Source organism: Burkholderia sp. A9 (genome assembly GCF_000801975.1).
Genome location: NZ_JSZN01000004.1, coordinates 254,135 through 280,338, shown reverse-complemented (window position 1 = coordinate 280,338; position 26,204 = coordinate 254,135). Strand labels below are relative to the sequence as shown.

Annotated in this window: 21 protein-coding genes and 1 pseudogene; 19 read left to right on the top strand and 3 right to left on the bottom strand. The window is 66.1% G+C overall.

What is annotated here, in order from left to right; all coding sequences use genetic code 11:
* Positions 1 to 51 precede the first annotated feature (51 nt).
* On the top strand, positions 52 to 1,086 hold the full coding sequence (locus tag PI86_RS03210) for a LacI family DNA-binding transcriptional regulator (protein ID WP_039318647.1): 1,035 nt from the start codon (positions 52 to 54) through the stop codon (positions 1,084 to 1,086).
* Between the two features lie 136 nt (positions 1,087 to 1,222).
* Here the strand turns inward: PI86_RS03210 and PI86_RS03205 are convergent, their stop codons facing one another.
* Positions 1,223 to 1,879, bottom strand: coding sequence for a GntR family transcriptional regulator (locus PI86_RS03205; RefSeq protein ID WP_039318646.1), 657 nt, complete (start codon positions 1,877 to 1,879; stop codon positions 1,223 to 1,225).
* 94 nt (positions 1,880 to 1,973) lie between these two features.
* Between PI86_RS03205 and PI86_RS03200 the strand changes: the two genes are divergently transcribed.
* Positions 1,974 to 2,450, top strand: a complete 477-nt coding sequence (locus tag PI86_RS03200; RefSeq protein ID WP_039318645.1) for an OsmC family protein — start codon at positions 1,974 to 1,976, stop codon at positions 2,448 to 2,450.
* 118 nt (positions 2,451 to 2,568) lie between these two features.
* Here the strand turns inward: PI86_RS03200 and PI86_RS03195 are convergent, their stop codons facing one another.
* Positions 2,569 to 3,519: a LysR substrate-binding domain-containing protein gene (locus PI86_RS03195; RefSeq protein ID WP_039318644.1), complete on the bottom strand. Its 951-nt coding sequence runs from the start codon at positions 3,517 to 3,519 to the stop codon at positions 2,569 to 2,571.
* A 114-nt stretch (positions 3,520 to 3,633) separates the two neighbouring features.
* Between PI86_RS03195 and PI86_RS03190 the strand changes: the two genes are divergently transcribed.
* The 15 genes from PI86_RS03190 (at position 3,634) to PI86_RS03120 (ending at position 22,456) form a co-directional block, all read left to right on the top strand.
* Positions 3,634 to 5,385, top strand: a complete 1,752-nt coding sequence (locus PI86_RS03190) for an IlvD/Edd family dehydratase (protein ID WP_039318643.1) — start codon at positions 3,634 to 3,636, stop codon at positions 5,383 to 5,385.
* Positions 5,386 to 5,486: 101 nt separating this feature from the next.
* Positions 5,487 to 6,416, top strand: coding sequence for a dihydrodipicolinate synthase family protein (locus PI86_RS03185; RefSeq protein ID WP_039318642.1), 930 nt, complete (start codon positions 5,487 to 5,489; stop codon positions 6,414 to 6,416).
* Between the two features lie 36 nt (positions 6,417 to 6,452).
* A complete protein-coding gene (locus PI86_RS03180; RefSeq protein ID WP_039318641.1) occupies positions 6,453 to 7,382 on the top strand; it encodes a Gfo/Idh/MocA family protein in 930 nt (309 codons plus the stop codon).
* Positions 7,383 to 7,465: 83 nt separating this feature from the next.
* Positions 7,466 to 8,479, top strand: a complete 1,014-nt coding sequence (locus PI86_RS03175; protein ID WP_039318640.1) for an arabinose ABC transporter substrate-binding protein — start codon at positions 7,466 to 7,468, stop codon at positions 8,477 to 8,479.
* A gap of 20 nt (positions 8,480 to 8,499) precedes the next feature.
* Positions 8,500 to 10,062 (top strand): L-arabinose ABC transporter ATP-binding protein AraG, encoded by a 1,563-nt coding sequence (gene araG, locus PI86_RS03170; protein ID WP_039318754.1) that lies wholly within the window; start codon positions 8,500 to 8,502, stop codon positions 10,060 to 10,062.
* Between the two features lie 30 nt (positions 10,063 to 10,092).
* Positions 10,093 to 11,112, top strand: coding sequence for an L-arabinose ABC transporter permease AraH (gene araH / locus PI86_RS03165; RefSeq protein ID WP_039318639.1), 1,020 nt, complete (start codon positions 10,093 to 10,095; stop codon positions 11,110 to 11,112).
* 43 nt (positions 11,113 to 11,155) lie between these two features.
* On the top strand, positions 11,156 to 12,058 hold the full coding sequence (locus tag PI86_RS03160; RefSeq protein ID WP_039318638.1) for an SMP-30/gluconolactonase/LRE family protein: 903 nt from the start codon (positions 11,156 to 11,158) through the stop codon (positions 12,056 to 12,058).
* Between the two features lie 172 nt (positions 12,059 to 12,230).
* Entirely contained in the window at positions 12,231 to 12,734 is a 504-nt protein-coding gene (locus tag PI86_RS03155) for a MarR family winged helix-turn-helix transcriptional regulator (RefSeq protein WP_039318637.1), read from the top strand.
* 230 nt (positions 12,735 to 12,964) lie between these two features.
* Positions 12,965 to 13,795 carry a p-hydroxycinnamoyl CoA hydratase/lyase gene (locus PI86_RS03150; RefSeq protein WP_014900752.1) on the top strand — a complete coding sequence of 277 codons (831 nt, stop codon included), beginning with the start codon at positions 12,965 to 12,967 and terminating at the stop codon, positions 13,793 to 13,795.
* 119 nt (positions 13,796 to 13,914) lie between these two features.
* On the top strand, positions 13,915 to 15,363 hold the full coding sequence (locus tag PI86_RS03145) for an aldehyde dehydrogenase (RefSeq protein WP_039318636.1): 1,449 nt from the start codon (positions 13,915 to 13,917) through the stop codon (positions 15,361 to 15,363).
* 11 nt (positions 15,364 to 15,374) lie between these two features.
* The gene (locus PI86_RS03140) at positions 15,375 to 17,261 is read left to right on the top strand and encodes a feruloyl-CoA synthase (protein ID WP_442854563.1); all 1,887 of its coding nucleotides are present in this window, start codon (positions 15,375 to 15,377) and stop codon (positions 17,259 to 17,261) included.
* A 214-nt stretch (positions 17,262 to 17,475) separates the two neighbouring features.
* Positions 17,476 to 18,681, top strand: coding sequence for a 3-(3-hydroxy-phenyl)propionate transporter MhpT (gene mhpT, locus PI86_RS03135; protein WP_039318634.1), 1,206 nt, complete (start codon positions 17,476 to 17,478; stop codon positions 18,679 to 18,681).
* 66 nt (positions 18,682 to 18,747) lie between these two features.
* On the top strand, positions 18,748 to 19,896 hold the full coding sequence (locus tag PI86_RS03130) for a porin (protein WP_039318633.1): 1,149 nt from the start codon (positions 18,748 to 18,750) through the stop codon (positions 19,894 to 19,896).
* A gap of 28 nt (positions 19,897 to 19,924) precedes the next feature.
* Positions 19,925 to 21,646 carry a tannase/feruloyl esterase family alpha/beta hydrolase gene (locus tag PI86_RS03125; RefSeq protein ID WP_039318632.1) on the top strand — a complete coding sequence of 574 codons (1,722 nt, stop codon included), beginning with the start codon at positions 19,925 to 19,927 and terminating at the stop codon, positions 21,644 to 21,646.
* Between the two features lie 192 nt (positions 21,647 to 21,838).
* The gene (locus tag PI86_RS03120; RefSeq protein WP_039318631.1) at positions 21,839 to 22,456 is read left to right on the top strand and encodes a 3'-5' exonuclease; all 618 of its coding nucleotides are present in this window, start codon (positions 21,839 to 21,841) and stop codon (positions 22,454 to 22,456) included.
* Positions 22,457 to 22,458: 2 nt separating this feature from the next.
* Here the strand turns inward: PI86_RS03120 and PI86_RS03115 are convergent.
* A pseudogene (locus PI86_RS03115) lies at positions 22,459 to 22,635 on the bottom strand (Lrp/AsnC ligand binding domain-containing protein); the annotation flags it as partial.
* Between the two features lie 968 nt (positions 22,636 to 23,603).
* On the opposite strand from PI86_RS03115, the gene PI86_RS03110 reads away from it, so the two are divergent.
* Together PI86_RS03110 and PI86_RS15965 are read left to right on the top strand one after the other, a co-directional pair.
* Complete coding sequence (locus PI86_RS03110) at positions 23,604 to 24,299, top strand: hypothetical protein (protein ID WP_039318751.1); 696 nt, start codon at positions 23,604 to 23,606, stop codon at positions 24,297 to 24,299.
* A 168-nt stretch (positions 24,300 to 24,467) separates the two neighbouring features.
* Entirely contained in the window at positions 24,468 to 26,057 is a 1,590-nt protein-coding gene (locus PI86_RS15965) for an ATP-binding cassette domain-containing protein (protein WP_152608032.1), read from the top strand.
* Positions 26,058 to 26,204: the final 147 nt, after the last annotated feature.

Sequence of the window (26,204 nt, the reverse complement as noted above, 5' to 3'; positions counted from 1 at the left end):
TTCGGTGAGCGAAGCAAATACTGGATCGACGTCTCATATAGTGGGCAAATCATGGCGACACTGGATGAAGTGGCCCGTCGCGCCGGCGTGACGGCCGCGACGGTCTCGAACGTGCTGCGCGACCGCGGCCGGGTCGGCGAAGCCACCCGCGCGCGGGTGCTCGAAGCGGTGCAGGCGCTCGGCTACCGGCCGCATCTGGCCGCGCGGGCGCTGGCGGAAGGGCGCGCGCCGACGGTCGCGCTGATGGTGTCGAGCATCGCGAACCCGTTCTATCCGGAGTTCGCGCTCGCGGTCGAGCGCGCGGTGCGGCGTAACGGGCAATTCCTGATCGTCTGCAATACGAACGAAGATCCGTTGCAGGGGCGCGCGTATCTCGACCAGATCGCCGGCACGATTTCCGAGGGGATTCTCGTGACCAACGCGAACCTGCACCTGCCGGATCTGGTCGACGTCGCGCGGCGCGGCGTGCCGGTCGTGCTGTGTCTGTGGGAGCGGCCCGATGCGCCGCCCGAAGGCTTGCCGTGCGTCGCGGTGGATTTCCGCGAGGCGGGGCGGATTGCGACGCGGCATCTGGTCGAACTCGGGCACAAGACGATCGGCGTGATCGTCGGCGGCTCGGCGAGCGGCGTGCAGGCGGCGCGCTACGACGGCTTCGTCGACGTGATGCGCGAAGCGGGGCTCGACGCGTCGATCGTCGCGGCCGAGCCCGATTCGATCGAAGGCGGTGTGCGTGCGGCGGGCCGGCTGCTCGACGCGCATCCCGGGCTGACCGCGCTGGTCGCGACCAACGACCTGCCCGCGATCGGCGCGCTGCACGCGGCCGCCGATCGCGGCCGGCGTGTGCCCGACGATCTGTCGATCGTCGGCATCACCGATATTCATCTGGCGAGCGATACGCGTCCTACGTTGACGACCGTCGCGATTCCGACCGCCGAGGCCGCGGGGCTCGCGGTCGAACTGCTCAACGCGTTGCGCGAGGCGGGCGGTCAGGTCGACGATGCATCGCGCGTGCGGACGGCGTCGGTGCCGAGGCTGGTGGTGCGAGGGACGACGGGGGTGGCGCGGGGGCGGCGCGCGATGGCTTAGCGGGCGAAGGCGGCTGCACGGGGCGCGTCGCGTAGTGTCATGGTTACCGAAGCCGAAGCCGAAGCCGAAGCCGACCGGCTAAGCCTGAGTAGAGGCTGGCCGCGGGCCGGTAGATGGAATCGCAAGAGTGGCTCGATCACGCCCCAAGGCGCAGATCGTCCTCGACGAGCCGCATCACGATGCGCCGGGCCGAATCGAGATGCGCGACCGTCATCGCGCGGGCGCCACGTGCATTGCGTTCGCGGCACGCGTGCAGGATTTCTTCATGCTCGACCTGGAATGACGGCGTATCCGCGAGCAACGTCGCCTGCAGTCGCTCGTAGCGCTCGACCTGGCTGCGCAGCTCCGCGATCGCCTTCAACTGCCGCTCGTTACCGCAGCACGAGTACAGCAGCGCATGGAATTCGCGGTTCAGCTCGCCTTGCCGGCGCGGCACGTTCGATTCGCCGAGCAGCCTGTGCACGAGTTCGGCGCGCGCGAGCGTTTCGTCGTCGAGCCGCTTCACGCTGCGGTAGATCGCGTCGCCTTCGAGCAGCGCGCGCATGTCGTAGATCTCCTGCACGTCGGATGCGCTCAGCATCCGCACGACCGCGCCGCGATTCCTGAAGATATCCAGTAATCCTTCGCGTTCGAGGCGCTGGATCGCTTCGCGCATCGGAATCCGGCTGATGCCGAAGCGGTCGGCGAGGTCGCGCTCGACGAGTCGCTCGCCTGCCTGCAACTCGCCGTTGATGATCATCTCCCGCAACGATGCAGCCACCGCGTCCGCCGTCGAATCGAGTCTGGCTTCCATGTTCCTGTGCTCCTCATTTTGGAATAATGGTATACCAAATGGCATTCCGGTGCCAAAATGACGACCTTATATCCCGATAGCAGAGGAGAGCGAGATGGCGCATGGCGAACACACGTATCGCGTGGAAGTGGAGTGGATCGGCAACCGGGGAACCGGTACTTCGGGGTATCGCGAATACGGCCGCGATCACGTGATCCGCGCGGGTTCGAAGCCGGACATTCCGGGCTCGTCGGACGCGGCGTTCCGCGGCGATGCGGCGCGCTGGAATCCGGAAGACTTGCTGCTCGCGTCGGCCTCGGCGTGTCACAAGCTCTGGTATCTGCATTTGTGTTCCGATGCGGGGATCCGCGTGCTGGCGTATGTGGACGACGCGGAAGGGACGATGGTCGACAGCCCAGGGCCGGGGCGCTTTACCGAAATCGTGCTGCATCCGCGCGTGACGATCCAGGCGGGCGACGATCGTGCGCTCGCCGAGCGGCTGCATCATGACGCGCATGCGAAGTGCTATGTGGCGAACTCCGTGAACTTCCCGATCCGGTGCGAGCCGGTGATCGAGGTCGCCGACGCATGATGCCGGCCGCGGAACGGGCGGGGCTCGCTGCGCACCGGGCGTAACCGAAACGCGGGACGCGGGCGCATGCGTGCCTTTCAACAGGCGAGCAGGCTCGACGAAACCGGGCCGCGTCGCGTTACAACACGACCCCGTACACCTCCCGCGCCGCCGCCCGAATCGCATCGGCCATCACCTCGACAGCCGGCGACGGCAGCCGGTCCGTGCGCGTGATGATCCCGAAATCATCCATCCGGCAATCCATCTCCAGCGGCAGCACCGTGACGATCCCGTGTCGCGCGTAGTACAGCGCGACGTCCTCCGCGAGCACGGCGATCATGTCGCTCTGTTCGATCAACTGCGTGATGAACAGCAGCGCGGCCGTCTCGACGACGTTCGCGGGCGGCGCGAGGCTCGCGCGCTGGAACACGAGCTCGAAGCGATGGCGCAGCACGCTGCCGGCCGGCGGCATGACCCACGCGGCGCGCTGCACGTCGGCGAGCGACAGCGGCGCCTGCGCGAGCAGCGGATGGCCGGGCCGTACGACCGCGGCGACCGGTTCGCCCGACAGCGGCTCGTAGCGCAGGTGCAGCTTGTCGTGTTCGGCGGACAGCCGACCGAGCACGATGTCGAGCTTGTCCTGCGCGAGGTGTTCGAGCAGCGCGTTGCTGGTGTCGATCGCGACGGACACACGCACGTTCGCATGTGTCCCCTTCACGGCCGCGACGGCCGGCGGCACGAGCCGCAGCCCCGGCGACGTGATCGCGCCCACCGCCACATGCCCGAGATGGCCGGCCTTCAGCGCGGCCAGCTCCTCGCGCGCCTGGTCGAGGCTGCCGAGTGCCGCGCGCGCGTGGCGGATCAGCGCGTCGCCATACAGCGTCGGCCGCATCCCGCGCGGCAGCCGCTCGAACAGCACCGCGCCGATCGATTCCTCGAGCTCGCGCAGCAGCTTCGACGCGGCCGGCTGCGTCATGTTCAGCGCGGCCGCCGCGCGATGGATGCTGCCTTCGTCGGCGAGCGCGACGACCAGCAGGAGCTGGCGGGTCTTCAGGCGGCTGCGGTTTCCCCACGGGCTGGCATCGAGCATCGTACGGGTTTATATCGATATCAGAATCGATATCGTAATCGCCTAAAACGTCATTAGCGAGTTATCAAAATTCTGCCCATACTGCGCCGGTATCCCGTCACCACAGGACTGACGATGTCGGCAACGAAACCCAGGCTGCGCTCCACCCAATGGTTCGGCACGAACGACAAGAACGGCTTCATGTACCGGAGCTGGATGAAGAACCAGGGGATCCCCGATCACGAGTTCGATGGCCGGCCGATCATCGGCATCTGCAACACGTGGTCCGAACTCACGCCGTGCAACGCGCACTTCCGCAAGCTGGCCGAGCACGTGAAGCGCGGGATCTCCGAAGCGGGCGGGTTCCCGGTCGAGTTCCCGGTGTTCTCGAACGGCGAATCGAACCTGCGGCCGTCGGCAATGCTCACGCGCAACCTGGCGTCGATGGACGTCGAGGAAGCGATCCGCGGCAACCCGATCGACGCGGTCGTGCTGCTCGCCGGCTGCGACAAGACGACCCCCGCGCTGCTGATGGGCGCGGCGAGCTGCGACGTCCCGGCGATCGTCGTGTCGGGCGGCCCGATGCTGAACGGCAAGCTCGAAGGCAAGAACATCGGCTCGGGCACGGCGGTGTGGCAGCTGCACGAATCGCTCAAGGCCGGCGAGATCGACCTGCATCACTTCCTGTCGGCCGAAGCCGGCATGTCGCGCTCGGCCGGCACCTGCAACACGATGGGCACCGCGTCGACGATGGCGTGCATGGCCGAGGCGCTCGGCGTCTCGTTGCCGCACAACGCGGCGATCCCGGCCGTCGATTCGCGTCGCTACGTGCTCGCGCACATGTCGGGCATCCGGATCGTCGAGATGGCGCTCGACGGGCTCGTGCTGTCGAAGGTCCTGACGCGCGCCGCATTCGAGAACGCGATCCGCGCGAACGCGGCGATCGGCGGCTCGACCAACGCGGTGATTCACCTGAAGGCGATCGCGGGGCGCATTGGCGTATCGCTCGAACTCGAGGACTGGATGCGCATCGGCCGCGACACGCCGACGATCGTCGACCTGATGCCGTCGGGGCGCTTCCTGATGGAGGAGTTCTATTACGCTGGCGGGCTGCCGGCCGTGCTGCGCCGGCTCGGCGAAGGCGGGCTGCTGCCGCACCCCGACGCACTGACGGTCAATGGCAAGTCGCTGTGGGACAACGTGCGCGAAGCGCCGAACTTCGACGACGAAGTGATCCGCCCGCTCGACCGGCCGCTGATCGCGGACGGCGGGATCTGCATCCTGCGCGGCAATCTCGCGCCGCGCGGCGCGGTGCTGAAGCCGTCGGCGGCGAGCCCCGAACTGCTGAAGCATCGCGGTCGCGCGGTGGTGTTCGAGAACCTCGATCACTACAAGGCGACGATCAACGACGAAGCGCTCGACGTGGACGCGAGCTCGGTGCTGGTGCTGAAGAACTGCGGGCCGCGCGGTTATCCGGGGATGGCCGAGGTCGGCAACATGGGTCTGCCGCCGAAGCTGCTGCGTCAGGGCGTGAAGGACATGGTGCGGATCTCCGATGCGCGGATGAGCGGCACCGCGTACGGCACGGTCGTGCTGCACGTCGCGCCGGAAGCAGCCGCGGGCGGGCCGCTGGGCGCCGTGCGCAACGGCGACTGGATCGAGCTCGACTGCGAGGCCGGCACGCTGCATCTCGACATTTCGGATGACGAACTGCAGCGCCGCCTGTCGGACGTCGATCCGACCGCGGCGCCCGGCGTGGCCGGGCAGCTCGGCAAGGGCGGCTACGCGCGGCTGTACATCGATCACGTGCTGCAGGCCGACGAGGGGTGCGACCTCGACTTCCTGGTCGGCACGCGCGGCGCGGACGTGCCGAGTCATTCGCACTGAGCGGCAGGCGGGGCGCTGGCGACTGCTCGCGCAACGTGAAGTGGTGAGTGAAACCGTGAACGCTTAATGGCCTCGCCTCGGGGCCGACGCAGGACCGAACCATGACATCGAGCAGCACGCCGCGCCATCGCGGTATCTTCCCCGTCGTCCCGACGACGTTTACCGACTCCGGCGAGCTCGACCTCGCAAGCCAGAAGCGCGCGGCCGACTTCATGATCGACGCGGGCTCGGACGGGCTGTGCATCCTCGCGAACTTCTCCGAGCAGTTCGCGATCGCCGACGACGAACGCGACGTGCTCATGCACACGATCCTCGAACACGTCGCCGGCCGCGTGCCGGTGATCGTCACGACGTCGCACTACAGCACGCAGGTGTGCGCGGCGCGCAGCCTGCGCGCCCAGCAGCTCGGCGCGGCGATGGTGATGGCGATGCCGCCGTATCACGGCGCGACGTTCCGCGTGCCGGAAGCGCAGGTCTTCGAGTTCTATGCACGCGTGTCCGATGCGATCGCGATCCCGATCATGATCCAGGACGCGCCCGCGAGCGGCACTGCACTGTCCGCGCCGTTCCTCGCACGGATGGCGCGCGAGATCGAGCAGGTCGCGTACTTCAAGATCGAGACGCCCGGCGCCGCGAACAAGCTGCGCGAGCTGATCCGGCTCGGCGGCGACGCGATCGAAGGGCCGTGGGACGGCGAGGAGGCGATCACGCTGCTCGCCGACCTGCATGCCGGTGCGACCGGCGCGATGACGGGCGGCGGGTTTCCGGACGGCATCCGGCCGATTCTCGAAGCCTTCCGCGAAGGCCGCCACGACGACGCGTACGCACGCTACCAGGCGTGGCTGCCGCTGATCAATCACGAGAACCGCCAGTCCGGGATCCTCACCGCGAAGGCGCTGATGCGCGAAGGCGGCGTGATCGCGTGCGAGCGGCCGCGGCATCCGATGCCGGAACTGCACCCGGACACGCGCGCGGAACTGCTCGCGATCGCGCGCCGGCTCGATCCGCTCGTGCTGCGCTGGGCGCACTGAGCGATCACCGAACGATTCGCGAAGGAGACAGGCACGATGAGTGATCCGATTTCGCTGGGTGTCGTCGGGATCGGCAAGATCGCGCGCGACCAGCATCTGCCGGCGATCGCCGCCCAACCGGGTTTTGTGTTGACCGCGTGCGCGAGCCGCCACGCGGAAGTCGCGGGCGTGCGCAACTATCAGGATCTGCGCGCGCTGCTGGCCGCCGAGCGCGAGCTTAACGCCGTGTCGCTGTGTGCGCCGCCACAGGTGCGCTACGCGCAGGCACGCGCGGCGCTCGAAGCCGGCAAGCACGTGATGCTCGAGAAGCCGCCGGGCGCGACGCTCGGCGAAGTGGCCGCGCTGGACGCGCTCGCGCGTGAACGCGGCCTCACGCTGTTCGCGACCTGGCATTCGCGCTGTGCGAGCGCGGTCGAGCCCGCGCGCGCGTGGCTCGCGACGCGGACGATCCGCGCGGTGCAGGTGCGCTGGAAGGAAGACGTACGGCGCTGGCATCCGGGGCAGCAATGGATCTGGGAACCCGGCGGCCTCGGCGTGTTCGATCCGGGCATCAACGCGCTGTCGATCGTCACGCGGATCCTGCCGCGCGAGCTCGTGCTGCGCGAGGCGACGCTCTACGTGCCGAGCGACGTGCAGACGCCGATCGCGGCCGAACTCGATTGCGCGGATACCGACGGGGTGCCCGTGCGCGCGGAATTCGACTGGCGGCACGGCCCCGTCGAGCAATGGGAGATCGCGGTGGACACGGCCGACGGTGTGCTCGCGATCAGCCGCGGCGGCGCGCAATTGTCGATCGCGGGCGAGCCGGTCGAGATCGGGCCCGAGCGCGAGTATCCGGCGCTGTATGCGCACTTCCATGCGCTGATCGCGCGTGGCGAAAGCGACGTCGACGTGCGGCCGCTGCGGCTCGTCGCCGATGCCTTCCTGTTCGGCCGGCGCGTGCAGACCGACGCGTTCGGCCGCTGAACGTGCGCGCTTCGGCTCGAAGCGCGCGCGACGAATCATTACCGCACACATCACGGCACAAGCCGGTACCAAGGAGACACCGCATGAACCGCACGACTCACACGATTCGCCGCCAGACGTTGCGCGCGCTGCTGGCCGCGCTTTGCCTCGCGCCGCTCGGCATGCAGGGCGCCGCGCACGCCGACGCGCCGCTGAAGATCGGCTTCCTGGTGAAAATGCCCGAGCAGGCATGGTTCATCAACGAGCAGAACGCGGCCGCCGCGCTCGGCCAGAAGGAGAATTTCTCGGTCGTGAAGATCGGCACGCCGGACGGCGAGAAAGTGCTGGCCGCGATCGACAACCTCAACTCGCAAGGCGCGCAGGGCTTCGTGATCTGCGCGCCCGACGTGCGCCTCGGCCCGGCGATCGCCGCGCGCGCGAAGCGCTACAACATGAAGTTCGTGACCGTCGACGACCAGCTCGTCGATTCGACCGGCAAGCCGCTCACGAACGTGCCGCACCTCGGGATGTCGGCCACCAAGATCGGCAACCAGGTCGGCCAGGCGATCGCCGACGAGATGAAGCGGCGCGGCTGGAAGCCGGAGGAAGTCGGCGCGCTGCGCATCACCAACTACGAGTTGCCGACGGCGAAGCTGCGCACCGATGGCGCGACGCAGGCGCTGCTCGCGAACGGCTTCCGCAAGGAGAACATCTTCGATGCGCCGCAGAAGACGACCGACGACAGCGGTGGCCTCGAGGCGGCCTTCCCGGTGCTCTCACGCCATCCGAACGTGAAGAAGTGGGTGGTCTTTGCGCTGAACGAGGAAACCGTGCTCGGCGCGGTGCGCGCGACCGAACAGCTGCACATCCCGGCGGCCGACGTGATCGGCGTCGGCATCAACGGCGCGGGCGAGGCGTTCGCCGAATTCCAGAAGAAGGAGCCGACCGGCTTCTACGGGACGATCGCGGTCAGCTCGACGAACCACGGCAAGGACAGCACGCAGAACCTCGTCGACTGGATTCGCAACGGCAAGACGCCGCAGGCCGACACGCAGACGAGCGGCAAGCTGATGACCCGCGCGAACTGGCAGGCCGTGCGCGTCGAGCTCGGCATCTGAGCGTGCGGGGCGAGGACGCGATGACGATGCAGACGATGACGGCCGTAACGGGCAACGACGGCGCTGCCGCAGCCGGCGCCGGTGCGCCGCCCCCCGGCGGCGCGCTGCTCGCGCTCGACGGCATCACGGTGACGTTTCCGGGCGTGCGCGCGCTCGATGCCGTGTCGCTGTCGGTGCGCGCGGGCGAAGTGCACGGGCTGATGGGCGAGAACGGCGCGGGCAAATCGACGCTGCTGAAGGTGCTGTCCGGCGTGAACCAGCCGCAGGCCGGCACGCTGACGCTGAACGGCGCGGTGCAGCGCTTCGCGTCGACGCGCGCCGCGCTCGAGGCCGGCATCGCGATCATCTACCAGGAGCTGCATCTGGTGCCCGAACTGACGGTCGCGGAGAACCTGATGCTCGGCCAGTTGCCGAGCCGGCTCGGCGTGGTCGACGAGCGTGCGCTCGCGGTGCGCGCGCTCGATGCGCTGGAGCGGCTCGGCGAGCATATCGATCCGGACATCCCGGTGAAGTACCTGTCGATCGGCCAGCGCCAGATGATCGAGATCGGCAAGGCGCTGATGCGCGATGCGCGCGTGATCGCGTTCGACGAGCCGACGAGTTCGCTGTCCGCGCGCGAGACCACCCAGCTGTTCCGCATCATCCGTTCACTGCGCGCGGACGGCCGCGCGATCATCTACGTCACGCACCGGATGGAGGAAGTCGACGCGCTGTGCGATCGCGTGACGGTGTTCCGCGACGGCCGCCGGATCGAGACGTTCGAATCGGTCGCCGAACTCGACCGCGACCGGCTGATCGGCTGCATGGTCGGGCGCTCGATCGAGGACGTGTACGGCTACCGGCCGCGCGCGGCCGGCGACGTGATGATCGAGGCGAAGGGGCTGACGGGGCCCGGCTTGCAGGAGCCGGTGTCGTTCGCCGCGCGGCGCGGCGAGATCGTCGGCTTCTTCGGGCTCGTCGGCGCGGGTCGCTCGGAGCTGATGAAGCTGCTGTACGGCGCGGCGCGTCCGAGCGGCGGGCACGTCGAGCTGGGCGGCAAGCGCGTCGCATTCCCGAGCCCGCGCGACGCGGTGCGTGCCGGCATCGCGCTGTGCCCGGAAGACCGCAAGCAGGAAGGCATCGTCGCGATCGCGTCGGTCGCCGACAACCTGAACATCAGCGCGCGCCGGCATTTCAGCCCGGCGCGCGTGCTGCTCGACGGCCGCCGCGAACGCGAGCTGGCGCAGAAATACATCGAGCGGCTCGCGATCAAGACCCGCGACGCCGACACGCCGATCGGCGCGCTGTCGGGCGGCAACCAGCAGAAGGTCGTGCTCGCGCGCTGGCTGGCCGAGCGCATCGACGTGTTTTTGATGGACGAGCCGACGCGCGGCATCGATGTCGGCGCGCGCGCGGAAATCTACAACCTGTTCTACGAACTCGCGGAAGCGGGCCGCACGGTGATCCTCGTGTCGAGCGATCTGGCCGAGGTGATCGGCGTGTCGGACCGCATTGTCGTGATGAAAGAAGGACGGATCGCGGGCGAGGTGGCGAAGGCGCAGGCGACGCCCGACGCGCTGATCAAGCTCGCGCTGCCGCGCTAGCGGCGTGCAGTCAACCGGAATGCAAACGTTATGAGCCAGGCAATGCAACCCCAACGCACCTCCCCGTCCCCCGAGGCCACCGCCGTGCCCACGCGCGCGCGCGGCGGCATGTGGCAACTGATCAACCGCTCCGGCATCGTGATGGTGTTCCTGGTGCTGTTCGCGACGCTGTCGCTGACCGTGCCGGACTTCCTCACGCCGCGCAACATCCAGGGCCTGCTGCTGTCGGTCACGCTGATCGGCTCGATCGCGGTGACGATGATGTTCGTGCTCGCGCTCGGCGAAGTCGACTTGTCGGTGGCGTCGATCGTCGCGTTCTCGGGCGTCGTCGCGTCGACGCTGATCACCGCGACGCACAGCGTGCTGCTCGGCACCGCGGCCGGCATCCTCGCGGGCGGCGCGGTCGGGCTCGTGAACGGCGTGCTGATCGCGCGGTGGCGGATCAATTCGCTGATCGTCACGCTCGCGATGATGGAAGTCGTGCGCGGGCTCGCGTTCATCACGTCGAACGGCGACGCGGTGATGATCTCCGAGGAACGCTTCTTCGAGCTCGGCTCCGGTTCGTTCCTCGGCATCTCGTATCCGATCTGGAGCAACATCGTCGGCTTCGTCGTGTTCGGCTTCCTGCTGCGCAAGACGGTGTTCGGCAAGAACGTGCTGGCGGTCGGCGGCAACGGCGAGGCTGCGCTGCTCGCGGGGCTGCCGGTGATGCGCATCAAGATCGCGGTGTTCGTGCTGCAGGGGCTCGTGACCGGCTTCGCCGGCGTGATGCTCGCGTCGCGGATGAGCCTCGGCGATCCGAAGACGTCGGTCGGCCTCGAGCTCGGCGTGATCTCCGCGTGCGTGCTCGGCGGCGTGTCGCTGACGGGCGGCGTCGCGACGATCTCCGGCGTGCTGGTCGGCGTGCTGATCATGGGTTCCGTGCAGGACGCGATGAGCCTGCTGAACGTGCCGACCTTTTACCAATATCTGATACGCGGCGGAATTCTGTTGCTCGCGGTGCTGTTCGACCAGTATCGTCGCAACCAGCGGCGCGCGATGAAGATCTGACGAACGCGCCCGCCCGCGAATGTGACAGATATCGGGAGACGGCATGCAACAGATTCATCCGGGCGCGTCGGCGGCGCTGCTGGTCGACAGCCGCAACACGCTCGGCGAAGGCGCGACGTGGTGCGACGCGACGCACACGCTGTACTGGACGGACATCGAAGGCGCGCGGCTGTGGCGCTGCCGCGCGGACGGCTCGGAACTCGCACAGTGGCCGATGCCCGAGCGGCTCGCGTGCTTCGCGCTGACGAACGCGCCGCACGTGCTGCTCGTCGGGCTCGCGACGCATCTCGCGTTCTTCGATCTGCGCAGCGGCGCGTTCACGCGGATCGTCGACGTCGAACCCGATCTGCCGACGCGCCTGAACGACGGCCGCTGCGATCCGTTCGGCGCGTTCGTGTTCGGGATGAAGGACGAAGGCGGCGACCCGCCGCGCGCGGTCGGCGGGTTCTACCGGCTCAATCCCGACCTCACGCTCGAACGCCTTGCATTGCCGGCGGCGGCGATCGCGAACAGCATCGCGTTCTCGCCGGACGGCACGAAGATGACCTTCTGCGATTCGATGGTGCGCGAGATTCTCGTCTGCGATTACCGCGCGGGTGGCGACGTGGCCAACGTGCGGCCGTTCGCGCAGCTGACCGACGCGGACGGCGACCCGGACGGCTCGACGATCGATCGCGACGGCGGGCTGTGGAACGCGCAGTGGGGCGGCCGGCGGGTGGTGCGCTACGGGCCGGACGGTGTCGAGACGGATCGGGTGGCCGTGCCGACCGCGCAGCCGAGCTGCGTGGCGCTCGACGGCGCCGGCCGGTTGTACGTGACGAGCGCGCGGGTGGGGGTGAGCGACGACGCGCTGGCGCGCGATGCCGATGCCGGCGGCGTGTTCGTCGCCCGGACGCGCCATGCAGGGCTGCCGACCGCGCGATTCGCGGGCGCGCCGCGCGGCTGACCGCGTATCGGATCCCGTTCATGGGATGCGTCTGACGCAGCGAGCCTGGCGATCAGGCCCACAGCCCGCCGCGCATGCGCGAGCGCACGGCGGCTGTCCAGGCTTCCTGGAATACCCCGTTCGCGCGCCGCCCTGCTGGTAAGATGGCCCGCAATTCCATCCGGCCTGCACCATGAGTTCCACCCCGACCAAGCCCGCGAACCCGAAAAACGCCGCGAAGAACGCCGCCCGCGCGACGGGCGACAAACCGAAGGCGCGCGTGCCGCAGCGCCTGACCTACGTGGTCGGCAGTCTCGAACGGCTGCTGCGCCGCCATATGACCGACGCGCTCGCGCCGCTCGGCATCACGCTCGCGCAGTACACGGCGCTGTCGGTGCTCGAGGCGCGCGGCGCGTCGTCGAACGCGCAACTGGCGGAACGCTCGTTCATCACGCCGCAATCGGCGAACGAGGTGATGAGCGTGATGGCCGCTCGCGGTTACGTCACGCGCGCGGCCGATCCGTCGCACGGCCGCATCATCCTGCTGACGCTGACCGACGAAGGCGCGGCGATGCTGCGCGAATGCGAGGCCGTGCTGCGTCCGCTCGAGACGCGGATGCTCGGCGACGTCTCCATCGACGACGCCGCGCACGTGCAGCGCACGCTCGAACTGTTCGCGCGCAACCTGCGCGGCTGACCCCTTCCCGAACCTTCATCGCGCGGGCCCGTGCGGCCCGCGTTCGCTTTCCCGCCCGCTCGCCGGTCGCCCGACCGTTCCCCGATTCCGTCGTTACCGCCGCTTTCCGCTCCGGGTTTACACCGGCGCTCATGCCGCTTGCAATATCAGGTAGCCTGATATTAAATGAAGCCGTCCGCAGCAGGAATGCTGCGCACCGAATCGCACAGGAACGAACGACAGGAACCGACATGAGCAAGTACGACAACCGCTGGCAGACCGTTGAAGTGAACGTGGAGGCCGGTATCGCTTGGGTGACGCTGAACCGCCCGGACAAGCGCAATGCGATGAGCCCGACGCTGAACCGGGAGATGCTGCAGGTACTCGACGCGGTCGAATTCGACGACGAAGCGAAGGTGCTGGTGCTGACCGGCGCGGGCGCCGCGTGGACGGCCGGCATGGATCTGAAGGAATATTTCCGCGAGATCGACGGCGGCTCCGACGCGCTGCAGGAAAAGGTGCGGCGCGACGCATCGGAATGGCAGTGGCGCCGCCTGCGGATGTACAACAAGCCGACCATTGCGATGGTGAACGGCTGGTGCTTCGGCGGCGGGTTCTCGCCGCTCGTCGCGTGCGACCTCGCGATCGCGGCGGACGAAGCCGTGTTCGGGCTGTCGGAGATCAACTGGGGCATCCCGCCTGGCAACCTCGTCAGCAAGGCGATGGCGGATACGGTCGGGCATCGTCGCGCGCTGCACTACATCATGACCGGCGACACGTTCACCGGCGCGGAAGCGGCGGACATGGGCCTCGTGAACAGTAGCGTGCCGCTGGCCGGCCTGCGCGACGCGACGATCGCGCTCGCCGCGCGGCTGATGGACAAGAACCCGGTCGTGCTGCGCGCCGCGAAACACGGCTTCAAGCGTTCGCGCGAACTCACGTGGGAACAGTGCGAGGATTACCTGTATGCGAAGCTCGACCAGGCGCAGCTGCGCGATCCGGAGCGCGGCCGCGAGCAGGGGCTGAAGCAGTTCCTCGACGACAAGACGATCAAGCCGGGCCTGCAGGCATACAAGCGCTGATACAAGCGCCGACGCAACCGCCGACGCAACCGCCGACGCAACCGCCGACGCAACCGCCGACGCAACCGCCGACGCAACCGCCAACGCAACCGCAAGAGACAGGCAAGGCAGGAGACGACATGACCGACAGACGGATGCTGATCGCCGGCGAGTGGTGCACCGCCCGCGACGGCAGAACCTTCGACCGATTCAACCCCGCGACGGGCACGCTCGCATCGCGCGCGCCGGCGGCCGGCCTGGCTGACGCCGACGCGGCGGTCGACGCCGCGCACCGCGCATTCCCCGCGTGGGCGGCGCTCGCGCCGACCGAGCGCCGCCGACGGCTGCTGAAGGCGGCCGACCTGATGGACGCGCGCATCGATGCGTTCATCGCAACCGGCGTCGCCGAAACCGGCGCGACGCCCGGCTGGCTCGGCTTCAACGTGACGCTCGCGGCGAACATGCTGCGCGAGGCCGCGTCGATGACGACGCAGATCGACGGCGACGTGATCCCGTCCGACGTGCCCGGCAATCTCGCGCTCGCGATGCGCGTGCCGTGCGGCGTGGTGCTGGGCATCGCACCGTGGAACGCGCCGGTGATCCTCGGCACGCGTGCGCTGGCGATGCCGCTCGCCTGCGGCAACACGGTCGTGCTGAAGGCGTCCGAAGCGTGCCCGGGCGTGCACGCGCTGATCGGCGCGGTGCTGGATGAAGCCGGGCTCGGCGCGGGCGTCGTCAACGTGATCACGCACGCGGCGGCCGACGCCCCCGAACTCGTCGAGCGGCTGATCGCGCATCCACACGTGAAGCGGATCAACTTCACCGGCTCGACGCACGTCGGGCGCATCATCGCGCGCCACGCGGCCGCGCACCTGAAACCCGTGCTGCTCGAACTCGGCGGCAAGGCGCCCGTGCTCGTGCTCGACGATGCCGATCTCGATGCGGCCGTCGACGCGATTGCGTTCGGCGCATTCTTCAACCAGGGGCAGATCTGCATGTCGACCGAGCGCGTGATCGCCGCGCGGCCGATCGCCGATGCGCTCGTCGAGCGGCTGACCGACAAGGCGCGCATGCTGGTCGCCGGCGATCCGCTCGCTGGCCATGCGCTCGGCACGATGGTCGACGCGGCGGCCGCCGCGCGTGCGGCGTCGCTCGTCGAGGATGCGCGTACGCACGGCGCGAGCCTGCCGCTCGGCTGCCGGATCGAGGGCGCGACGATGCAGCCTGCGATCGTCGACGGCGTCACGCGCGACATGCGGCTCTACCGCGAGGAATCGTTCGCGCCGGTCGTCGCGATCCTGCGCGCGGACAGCGACGACGAAGCGGTCGCGCTCGCGAACGACAGCGAGTTCGGGCTGTCGGCGAGCGTGTTCAGCCGCGATGTCGCGCGCGCGATGGCGGTCGCGCGCCGGATCGAATCGGGGATCTGCCACATCAACGGCCCGACCGTGCACGACGAGGCGCAGATGCCGTTCGGCGGCACGAAGGCGAGCGGCTACGGCCGCTTCGGCAGCCGCGCGTCGATCGCCGAATTCACCGAGCTGCGCTGGATCACCGTGCAGACCACACCGCGTCACTACCCGCTATGAGCGAGCCGACGATGAAGGTTGTGACGCCCGCGAGCGGGCCGGTGAACGACACGGGCGGCGTGCGCTATCGCGCGGCAGCCGTTGCCGTCGGTGCGGCCGAGATTCGTCGCGCGGACAACGGCGCGTGGTATCTGCGCTCGCGCGAACCGCTCGGCGACTATCCGACGCGCCTGACCGACTGCCTCGTGCGCGGCGCACAAGCGCATCCCGACCGCGTGCTGGCCGCGCGGCGCGGCGCCGACGGCCGCTGGATCGAGATCACCTACGCGCAGATGCTCGAACGCGCCCGTGCGCTCGGCCAGGGCCTCGTCGATCTCGGGCTGTCGGCCGAACGTCCGCTCGCGGTGCTGTCCGGCAACGATCTGGAACACTTGCAGCTGATGTTCGCGGCGATGCTGGCCGGCGTGCCGTACTCGCCGATCTCGCCCGCGTATTCGCTGGTGTCGACTGACTACGGCAAGCTGCGTCACACGCTCGGCGTGCTGCGGCCGGGCGCGGTGTTCGTCGCCGAACGCGCGCCGTTCGCGCGTGCACTCGACGCGACGCTGCCGGCCGACGCGGCTCTGATCGTCGCGCACGATGCGGACGTCGACGCCGAAGGGCGCGCGGTGCCGCTGTCGCGCCTGCTCGCCACCGTCCCGCGCACGATCGATGAAATCCACGCGGCGGTCGGTCCCGATCATCTCGCGAAGATCCTGTTCACGTCCGGTTCGACGAAGCAGCCGAAGGCCGTGCCGACCACGCACCGGATGCTGTGCAGCAACCAGCAGATGCTGCGCCAGACGATGCCGGAGCTGACGCGCGAGCCGCCGGTGCTGGTCGACTGGCTGCCGTGGAATCACACGTTCGGCGGCAGTCACAACCTCGGCATCGCGCTGTACAACGGCGGCACGCTGTACATCGACGACGGCCGCCCGGTGCCGGGCCGCTTCGACGAAACCGTGCGCAACCTGCGCGAGATCGCGCCGACGATCTACTTCAACGTGCCGAAGGGCTGGGAAGAGCTGACCGCCGCGCTCGAAAGCGACGCCGCGCTGCGCGACACGTTCTTCTCGCGCGTGAAGCTGTATTTCTTCGGCGGCGCGGGGCTGTCGCAGGCCGCGTGGGACCGGCTCGACCGCGTGACCGACGCGCATTGCGGCGAGCGCATCCGGATCATGGCCGGCCTCGGGATGACGGAGGCGTCGCCGTCGTGCCTGTTCACGACGGGGCCGCTGATGCGCGCCGGCTATATCGGGCTGCCCGCGCCCGGTTGCGACGCGAAGCTCGTGCCGTGCGGCGGCAAGCTCGAACTGCGCTTCAAGGGGCCGAACGTGATGCGCGGCTACTGGCATGCGGACGCCGATCCGCGCGACGTGTTCGACGACGAAGGCTATTACCGCAGCGGCGACGCGGGCGCCTTCGCCGATCCGGAGCGGCCGGAACTCGGGCTGCTGTTCGACGGGCGGCTGACCGAGGATTTCAAGCTGAGCAGCGGCACGTTCGTCAGCGTCGGGCCATTGCGCGCGAACGCGGTGTCGAGCGGTGCGCCGTACGTGCAGGACGTGGTCGTCACCGGGATCAATCGCGACGACATCGGTTTGCTGGTGTTTCCGCGTGTCGATGCGTGCCGTGCGCTGGCGGGGCTTGCTGCCGATGCATCCGTGACCGATGTGCTGCGCGCGCCAGCCGTGCGCGCGGCGTTCGCGGCGTGGCTCGTCGCGCTGAACCGGCATGCGAGCGGCGGCTCGACGTTCGTCGCGCGCATCCGGTTGATGGACACGCCGCCGTCGCTCGATCTCGGCGAAGCGACCGACAAGGGTTCGCTGAACCAGGCGGCCGTGCAGAAGCATCGCGCGGCGACGATCGACGCGCTGTACGACCCGGCGCGGCGCGACCCCGACGTGATTTACGCGTAAGCAGAAGCAGGACACTCGCAGCAACAAGCAGACACAACGACCTGCCGGCCACGTGACCGGCAGGCATTCTTGCGACCAGTGAATCAGGTTGCCTGATAAAGAAAGCCGTTCAGACGACACCTCGCGCGCTGCTTCGCCACTGGCCGGCGGCGTCGCGCGGCGGCCGTTACAGGGCCGACCGACGACAAGACAAGACATCGGATTTGGAGACAGCATGAACACTTACGTTGCCGAAAAACCCACAGTGGCGACCACGCTCGCGCTGTGTTTTGCGATCGCGCTACTCGAAGGGCTCGACCTTCAGTCGGTCGGCGTCGCCGCGCCGCGCATGGCGCGCGAATTCGGGCTCACCGTATCGCAGATGGGCATCGCGTTCAGCGCGGGCACCTTCGGCTTGCTGCCGGGCGCGATGCTCGGCGGCCGGCTCGCCGACCGGATCGGCCGCAAGCGCGTGCTGATCGCGTCGGCCGTGCTGTTCGGGCTGCTGTCGATCGCCACCGCGCAGGTGTCGACCTTCGCGATGCTCGTCGTCGTACGCGTGCTGACCGGCATCGGCCTCGGTGGCGCGATGCCGAACCTGATCGCGCTGTCGTCTGAAGCCGTCGAACCGCGCTCTCGCAGCAGCGCGGTGGCGACGATGTACTGCGGCATCCCGTTCGGCGGCGTGATCGCGTCGCTGATCGGCGTGCTGCTCGCCGGCGATACCGAATGGCGGCACATCTTCTACGTCGGCGGCGCGGGGCCGCTGCTGCTCGTGCCGCTGCTGGTGTGGTTCCTGCCGGAGTCGCGCGCGTACCTCGACGTCGCCGGCACGCAGGCCGCGCGCACCAGCGTCGCACGTACGCTGTTCGGCGACGGCCGGACGACGTCGACGGTTGCGCTGTGGGTCAGCTACTTCTGCACGCTGATCGTCCTCTACTTCCTGCTGAACTGGCTGCCGTCGCTGATGGCCGCGCGCGGGCTCGATCGCGAGCACGTCGGCCTCGTGCAGATCGCGTTCAACGTCGGCGCCGGGCTCGGCGCGCTCGGCATCGGCGCGGCACTCGACCGGATGCGTGCGTCGCGCGTGGTCGGCGGCATGTATGTCGGGATCGTGCTGTCGCTCGCCGCGCTCGCGGCCGCGCCGGGCTTCGCGTCGCTCGCGGCGGCCGCGTTCGCGGCCGGGATGTTCGTGGTCGGCGGCCAGTCGGTGCTGTATGCGCTTGCGGCGATCTACTACCCGACCGCGATGCGCGGCACGGGCGTCGGCACGGCCGTGGCCGTCGGCCGGCTCGGTTCCGTCGTCGGGCCGCTCGCGGCCGCGACGCTGCTCGCCGCCGGCAGCAGCGCGCCGGTCGTGATCGGCGCGAGCATCCCCGTCACGCTCGTCGCGGCCGTCGCCGCGCTGGTGCTGATTCGCCGCCCGCAAGCCGGCGACTGAGGTTTCGTTTTTTTCAATGCGCGCCGTCAGAGCGCGCAATTCAACACGGTCTGGAGACGCAACGAAATGAAGACGAACACAAGGAACGGCCTGCTGGCCGCCGGCGCGTGCTGCGCGCTGGCCGCGCCGGGCGCGCACGCGCAGTCGAGCGTGACGCTGTACGGGATCATCGATACGGGCGTCGAGTTCGTGTCGCACGCGAACGCGGCCGGCGACCACGTGGTGCGCATGCCGGGCGTGACGGGCGAACTGCCGTCGCGCTGGGGCCTGCGCGGCACGGAGGATCTCGGTGGCGGCTACCAGGCGGTATTCACGCTCGAAAGCGGCTTCAACGTGCGCGGCGGCGATCTCGGGCAGGGCGGCCGGCTGTTCGGGCGGCAGGCGTTCGTCGGGCTGAAGAGCGGCTACGGCACGCTCGCGTTCGGCCGCCAGTACACGATGACCTATCTCGCGCTGCAGGGCGCGGACATCATCGGCCCCGACATCTACGGGCTCGGCTCGTTCGACGCGTACGTGCCGAACGGGCGCGCCGACAACGCGGTGACCTACGTCGGCACCTATCGCGGCGTGACGCTCGGCGCCGCGTATTCGTTCGGCCGCGACGGCGCGGGCACAGGCAACTCGCCGGGGCAGGGCACGTGCGCGGGGCAGGTGCCGGGCGATGCCGTCCAGTGCCGCAACTGGTCGGTGATGCTCAAGTACGACAGCGCGTACTTCGGTGCGGCGGCGTCGTACGAGGAGCAGCGCGGCGGCACCGGCGCGGCCGCGAACTTCTTCGACGGCATCGCACCGGTCGCCTTCACCAGCAGCGGCGGCAAGGACGCGCGCACGCACGTGAGCGCGTATGCGCAGGCGGCGGGCGCGCGGATCGGCGCGGGCTGGATCGGGCGGCGCGTGTCGACCGGTTCGCCGGCCGCGGCTGGCGCCCATTCGGACTTGTTCTTCGTCGGTGCGTCGTATGCGGTGAAGCCCGATTTCGTGGTCGACGGCGAAGGCTACCGGATCGTCAACAGCGCGCACGACACCCGCGCGACGATGGCGACGCTGCGCGCGACCTATCTGCTGACCAAGCGCACGGCCGTCTACGCGCAATCGTCGTATCTGTGGAACAGCGCGCATGCCCGCTACGCGGTCAGCGGCGGCGGTGCCGGCACGACGCCTGGCGCAGGGATGGGGCAGCTCGGCGCGATGGTCGGCGTGCGGCACATGTTCTGATCCGGTGCACTGAAAAACGGGAGATACCGTGAACAGAAAATCTGCATTCCTCTGTATTGCACCGCTGTCCGCGGCCATGCTCGCCGGTTGCGGCGGCGACGATCCGGTCAGTTCCACGCCGACGCACCTGAGCGCCGCGACGCCGGCCGCGATGGCGCAGACCTGCGACGCGCTTGCCGCGAAGCTGGCGTACGCGAACACGTCGTTCACGTCGGTGACGACTGCGGCCGCCGGCGCGCTGACGGTGGCCGGCAAGCCGATCGCCGAGCATTGCGTGATCGACGGGAAGATGAACGAGCGCGTGAGCGCGGTGGACGGCAAGACCTACGCGATCGGCTTCGAGATGCGCCTGCCGAAAGCGTGGAACGGCCGCTTCTTCTATCAGGCGAACGGCGGGCTCGACGGCAACGTCGTGACCGCGACCGGCGAGATTGGCGGCGGCGGGCCGCTGACCGACGCGCTGAACCTGGGCTTCGCGGTGATCAGCTCGGATGCCGGGCACAGCGCCGCGCAGAACCCGCTGTTCGGCCTCGATCCGCAGGCGCGGCTCGACTACGGCTACGGCGCCGTCGACGCGCTCACGCCGATGGCGAAGCAGGTGATCCGGCTCGCGTACGGGAAGACGCCTGACCGCAGCTATTTCGGCGGCTGCTCGAACGGCGGCCGGCACGCGATGGTCACGGCCGTGCGCAACGCGGGCGACTACGACGGGATCATCGCCGGCGACCCGGGCTTCCACCTGCCGAAGGCGGCGATCGGCGAGATGTACGGCGCGCAGCAGTTCGCGAAGATCGCGTCGGCGACCGGGACCAACGGGCTGCCGGACATCCGCAGCGGCTTCACCGACGCGGAGCGCCGGTTCGTCGGCGCGAAGATTCTCGACAAATGCGATGCGCTCGACGGCTCGGCCGACGGGATGGTGCAGGACGTCGCCGCGTGCCAGGCGCACTTCAGCGTCGAGGCGGACATCCCGACCTGCGCGAACGGCACGCGCACCGGCGCCTGCCTGACGACCGCGCAGAAGAGCGCGCTCGAGAACGTGTTCGCGGGCGCGCGCAACAGCGCGGGCACGGCGCTCTATGCGAGCTTTCCGTACGATCCGGGCATGGCGGGCACGGGCTGGGCCGCGTGGAAGCAGTCGAACTCGGTCACGCTCGACCCGGCCGCGATGGCGTTCACGTTCATGACGCCGCCGAAAACCGCCGCGACACTCGCGAACCTCGCCGGCTTCGCGCTCGGCTTCGACATGGACAACGACGCGCCGGCGATCTTCGCGACGAACGGCGTGTACCCGCAATCCGCGTGGTCGTTCATGACGCCGCCCGACGAGACCAACCTGTCCGCGCTGAAATCGCGCGGCGCGAAGCTGCTCGTCTATCACGGTACCGGCGACCCGGTGTTTTCCTTCAACGACACGAGCGACTGGTATGGGCGGCTCGCGCAGGCGAACGGCGGCGACGCGTCCGGCTTCGCGCGCTTCTATCCGGTGCCGGGGATGAACCACTGCTCGGGCGGGCCGGCGGCCGACCAGTTCGACATGCTGACGCCGCTCGTCGCGTGGGTCGAGCAGGGGCAGGCGCCCGCCGCGATCGTTGCCGCCGCGCGCGACACGACGAACGCGGTGCCGAATGCGGATGTGCCGGCGTCGTGGGGCGCGGGACGCACGCGTCCGTTGTGCCCGTATCCGCAGGTCGCGCGCTACAACGGCTCGGGCGACGTGAATTCGGCGGCGAGCTTCAGTTGTCGCTGACGTAGAAGGGGGGGAATGTGCCGATGCGCGGGCGCATCGGCACATTTGCCGTGGTTTCGCGGGGGCATCGGCCACGCATGGCGACCGCGTTTGCCGTCACATGCCGCATCCGGAGATACTATGACGCTTTCCTGTCGGCGCGACGCGTCCTGACCGACGTGCCGCGCCAGGTATCTTTCCTCTGATTTGACCATGCAAACCGTTGCAGTACTCGACTTCGAAACAACCGGGCTTTCTCCGAACATGGGGGACCGGGCGACCGAGATCGCCGTGATTCTTCTGCGCGACGGCGAGATCGTCGACCGTTACCAGAGCCTGATGAACGCGGGACGCCGCATTCCGTCCGACGTCGTCGCGCTCACCGGCATCACGAACGAGATGATTGCAACGGCGCCCCCGGTGTCGAAGGTCATGAAGGAAGCCGCCGCATTCGTCGGCAGCCATCCCGTCGTCGCGCACAACGCCGGCTTCGACAAGCGGTTCTGGCAGGCCGAGCTCGGCATGCTCGGCATGGCGGCCGAGCATGCGTTCGCCTGCACGATGCTCGTGGCGCGGCGCATCTACCCGGACGCGCAAAGTCACCGCCTGTCGAACCTGGCGGACTTGCTGCGGCTGCCGCAGTCGGGCCGCGCTCACCGGGCGATGGTCGACGCGGAGATCGCGAGTCATCTGTGGTGCCGATTGCAGCGCGACATCGGCGAGACCTACGGGCTGCAGCACGTCGACCACGGGCTCATGTCGCGCTTGCAGAAGACGAGCAAAGCCAAGGTCGCGACGTTTTTCGGGTCATTGGCCGCCGGTACGCGCTGACATCACGCGTCGAGATCCACCGGCACCTCGAGCCCGACCTTCACGCGGCTCATGCTCACGAGCGTCTTGAACCGCTTCACGTTGTTGTTCGCGAAGAACAGCTCGCGCGTGAGCGCGTTGTACTGATCCATGTTGCGCACGGCCAGGATCAGCACGAAATCCCGTTCCCCGGTCAGAGTCGGTCGTTGTGTCGTTTCAGGCATGAAGTCGCACGAATTGCTATAGACCGACGCCGTCGGTATGACCGATATTGCAAGCCACAGCCGCGAACGCTCACTTACCGCTCTGATGACCGGATGCGGCCGAATCTGCGCAACTGCTAATCCAGTCAAATACGACGCAGTATGGGGAAGTTCCGTCTCAAGCCCCATGCATGTTGCGCTCGACATACCAGGGAGTTTCTGAGATCCGCCGGACTCACGCGACGTTGGGACCGCGGCGAACGTGGCGGATTCAATTCACGACGTCGATGATTGTGCTCTAGTGCCGGCACCGAGTCGCCATCTACAGTAATGAGGTGCCCGTGAATTCGACACGGACACTTCTTTTATCGACGAACGCTGATGATCGCGCCAGAAGGAGATCGCGTGTCGATCTATTCGGAGACGGATTGACCCCATTTCATGCGGTGCCGCCAAAATTGCTCGGCGATGTACTTGTCGGGTCGGTCACGCGGAGAAGAAATACTCGCCCCGCTCATTTGCAGCAGTTCCAAGCATGTCGCTGCCTTCGACGCCTGTAGGGATGAGATTAGGGGGCCGTACCACGGCGACCGGTGCTTGACAGAGCTTTGATATCGAGGGGGGTTGCGCAAATCACCCGATGAGGGGCGGTTGCGTCAGTTAATCGCGCCTCCGAATATTTCTTCAGTACACAAGATCCTGCCGGAAAATGGGCCGTTGCATGGGCCTTCTTGGGACAAAACCATAACCCGGCAACGTTGCGTCAGTCGTTTCGCAGAATCATGAGTGTCTTTTTTATAAGTTAAAACAATCCATAGGATTGTTTAAATTTGTGTCTAAAAATAAACAAGCATTTCGAACTTGTCTTATGGATTTGTGTTTTGTAAATCGGCAATCTTCCGGAAACGCGTTGCGTGACTTGTATCGCGCATTTCATTCTGATAATTCAGTGGGCCGGAGGATTTGTGAGTGCAATTATGGATTACAAGTGCGGTGTCGAGGGTTTTGTGTATCCGGAAGCGCTGGCGCGATACGAGCATGAAGGTGTAATTGGAAAATTTCGAGATGAGTGGGGCGTTGAGGAGGCGGAAGCAATCGATATTTTTTCTGAAACAAAGAAGTTTCTTTGCGTTTCAGAATGTGCGCAAAAGCAATGTATCGAGTTTGAGGTGGATGAGTCTATTTTGATGATTGATAAAATGTGGCACCAATTTATTCTCTTCACCAAAGATTATGAGGGATTTTGCAATCGATTCTTTGGCAGAATGCTTCACCATGTGCCTTTCTGTGCGGCGCATCTGAGCCAGAAAGTCAAAACTCTGGCTCAGAATGGAGTAACTCTAAAGGACTTTAACCGGGCTCGACTGGAAAGGCAGCTCCAGTTTATCAGTTTGACAATTGGAGACGAAACGCTGAGAAAGTGGTACGTAGAATATGGTGAAAAATATTCGTTGAGAAAAATGAATATGCTGCAAAGGGCTATCGCTCATGGCGCGCCTGACAGGTACGGGACGTCGATCGACCTGCAATTGACTTCGAGTATGACAGGGTGTGAATTGGTCTCGGAGATCGTTAAAAAATCCGAGATTGCGATGGGCTGCGGCAGGCGCGGATGCGGTATGTATTGCACCTGCAACTCCTCACGTGATCTTTATGCCTAACGTTGGGTGGTGCAAAAATCGGTTGCCCCGACGGTGTGTTAATTCGAGGTCAAGTTCGGGGCGGCCATACAAAGGGTCGGGGATAAAGGGTGGCTCGTGTCTCAATATTCTACGAAGTTATGGTTTCTTTACAAGTGGCATTTCGGGGCTGTACTGGCTCTTGCGTGCTTGAGTGCAGCTCTGAATACGTCGTTTGGCGCAATGTTGAAGTGGTTAACTGATAGCTTGCTGCATGGAAGGCAAGATGCATTACTCTACTTTATTGCCTTGTTTTCGTTGCAGAGATTTCTACTTCCAATTGTTGGCGCCAGCGGAACGCTGATTTCGAACAAGCTCGCTAACCGGATTGAGAGTGACGTTCGCAACAAGTGGTACGAGTACGTTGTAACGATGGGTTATCGTAGCGCCAGACTGAAGAATTCCGGAGAATATCAAAAGAAAATACAGGAGGCGATTGCTTCGGTGCGCACCCTGTTAAACAATACATTAAGATCATTGCTGTCGATCACGCTCGAGATCGCGTCTGTCACGTTATTTTCCGTTTTTCTTGTGGGATGGGATGCAGGTTTAATTTTGGTCTCATTTGCGGTCACCTACTCTGCTTTTGTCATCTATGTGACGAAGAGGCGAGTACCATTGTTGAGAGGTATCGCAAAATCGGATGCTGAATGCGCGGCATTCATGCATGACAGCTTTATCAATTCGGGTTCCATTTCCCCGAGTGTGCTGATTGAGCGAATGAGCCGTCACAATGCACTGCTGGCTGGGTTGGAAAATAGAAAGAACAAAAACTCAAAGACATTATTTTTAGATAGTGCTGCTTCCTCTGTTATATGTCTGGTAGTGTGTTCTTTGAGTCTTATGTGGTACTCCAGCCAAGGGGAGGGCGCAATTGGCACTGTTATTATGCTCGCAACCGGGCTGGCGCAACTGATTGTTCAGATCAATACGCTTGGCTTTAACTATAGAAATATCCTTAGTGCGAGGATAGATATTTCGAGAATTTCGGAAGGGTTGGAGATAAGGGTTGGTTCAGATTCTGATCTGCATTCTTTGGTATTCGACGCGGAATGCTACGAATTCTCATTTCGAGGTTTCAGGGCGGCGGATCTGAATGAGAACAACATGCAGCCAATTCATGGGGAAATTTCGATCGCGTTGGGATCGCTTAACACACTGCGGGGCCCTAGCGGCATTGGGAAGAGTACTGTCGCGCGTGCGATGCGCGGGGAAATTCGATCGCTGAGAGATCAATTGTTCATAAATGGCGTTGATGTATTTGGTCTGAGTTCAAATTTGTTATTGAAAAAGATTGGCTACATTTCTCAGGATAATATTATTTTCAATGAGTCTATCGCTGAAAATCTTCGCTACGGCAGACGTGATATCACGCGAGAAGAAATTGCCGATACGCTTGAAAAGGTTGGGCTCCATAAATTTGCGAACGATCTTGAATATATCGTTGGTGAAAAAGGCGGCCGACTTTCTGGGGGTGAGCGCCAGCGATTGGTTATTGCCAGGGGGTTGCTGCAGGAATGCGACATCTTGATATTGGATGAACCATTTTCGGGCTTGGATGAAAAAGGTGCCCAGGAACTTGCGGGAACTATAACGCTCCTCGCGCGTAGTGTGGGCATATTCGTGATAGCGCATCAACCCCCGGGACTTATTTTCGGACCAGACTCAAGAATTAATTCGCATGTCATGGAGGAGTCTGACGGTGCAATCCATATTAGGCAAGGGGGGCGGGCATGCTGAATTCTCGGGATTTTCTATCGAAGGGTCTCCATTTGCGGCCATATGTGTTCGACTCAATTAAGGTTGACCGGATAGCTACCTGGGATGAAGTCAATTCACTTTTATCGAGTGGATTGCTCGATTATCCCAGGATCCGGGTTGCCGCCG

Coding starts and splice junctions, on each gene's coding strand:
- PI86_RS03175 (WP_039318640.1), top strand. CDS start 7,466: ATGAACCGCACGACTCACACGATTCGCCGCCAGACGTTGCGCGCGCTG.
- PI86_RS03160 (WP_039318638.1), top strand. CDS start 11,156: ATGCAACAGATTCATCCGGGCGCGTCGGCGGCGCTGCTGGTCGACAGC.
- araH (WP_039318639.1), top strand. CDS start 10,093: ATGAGCCAGGCAATGCAACCCCAACGCACCTCCCCGTCCCCCGAGGCC.
- PI86_RS03195 (WP_039318644.1), bottom strand. CDS start 3,519: ATGCTCGATGCCAGCCCGTGGGGAAACCGCAGCCGCCTGAAGACCCGC.
- PI86_RS03185 (WP_039318642.1), top strand. CDS start 5,487: ATGACATCGAGCAGCACGCCGCGCCATCGCGGTATCTTCCCCGTCGTC.
- PI86_RS03120 (WP_039318631.1), top strand. CDS start 21,839: ATGCAAACCGTTGCAGTACTCGACTTCGAAACAACCGGGCTTTCTCCG.
- PI86_RS03145 (WP_039318636.1), top strand. CDS start 13,915: ATGACCGACAGACGGATGCTGATCGCCGGCGAGTGGTGCACCGCCCGC.
- PI86_RS03140 (WP_442854563.1), top strand. CDS start 15,375: ATGAAGGTTGTGACGCCCGCGAGCGGGCCGGTGAACGACACGGGCGGC.
- PI86_RS03190 (WP_039318643.1), top strand. CDS start 3,634: ATGTCGGCAACGAAACCCAGGCTGCGCTCCACCCAATGGTTCGGCACG.
- PI86_RS03155 (WP_039318637.1), top strand. CDS start 12,231: ATGAGTTCCACCCCGACCAAGCCCGCGAACCCGAAAAACGCCGCGAAG.
- araG (WP_039318754.1), top strand. CDS start 8,500: ATGACGATGCAGACGATGACGGCCGTAACGGGCAACGACGGCGCTGCC.
- PI86_RS03200 (WP_039318645.1), top strand. CDS start 1,974: ATGGCGCATGGCGAACACACGTATCGCGTGGAAGTGGAGTGGATCGGC.
- PI86_RS03130 (WP_039318633.1), top strand. CDS start 18,748: ATGAAGACGAACACAAGGAACGGCCTGCTGGCCGCCGGCGCGTGCTGC.
- mhpT (WP_039318634.1), top strand. CDS start 17,476: ATGAACACTTACGTTGCCGAAAAACCCACAGTGGCGACCACGCTCGCG.
- PI86_RS03210 (WP_039318647.1), top strand. CDS start 52: ATGGCGACACTGGATGAAGTGGCCCGTCGCGCCGGCGTGACGGCCGCG.
- PI86_RS03205 (WP_039318646.1), bottom strand. CDS start 1,879: ATGGAAGCCAGACTCGATTCGACGGCGGACGCGGTGGCTGCATCGTTG.
- PI86_RS03150 (WP_014900752.1), top strand. CDS start 12,965: ATGAGCAAGTACGACAACCGCTGGCAGACCGTTGAAGTGAACGTGGAG.
- PI86_RS03180 (WP_039318641.1), top strand. CDS start 6,453: ATGAGTGATCCGATTTCGCTGGGTGTCGTCGGGATCGGCAAGATCGCG.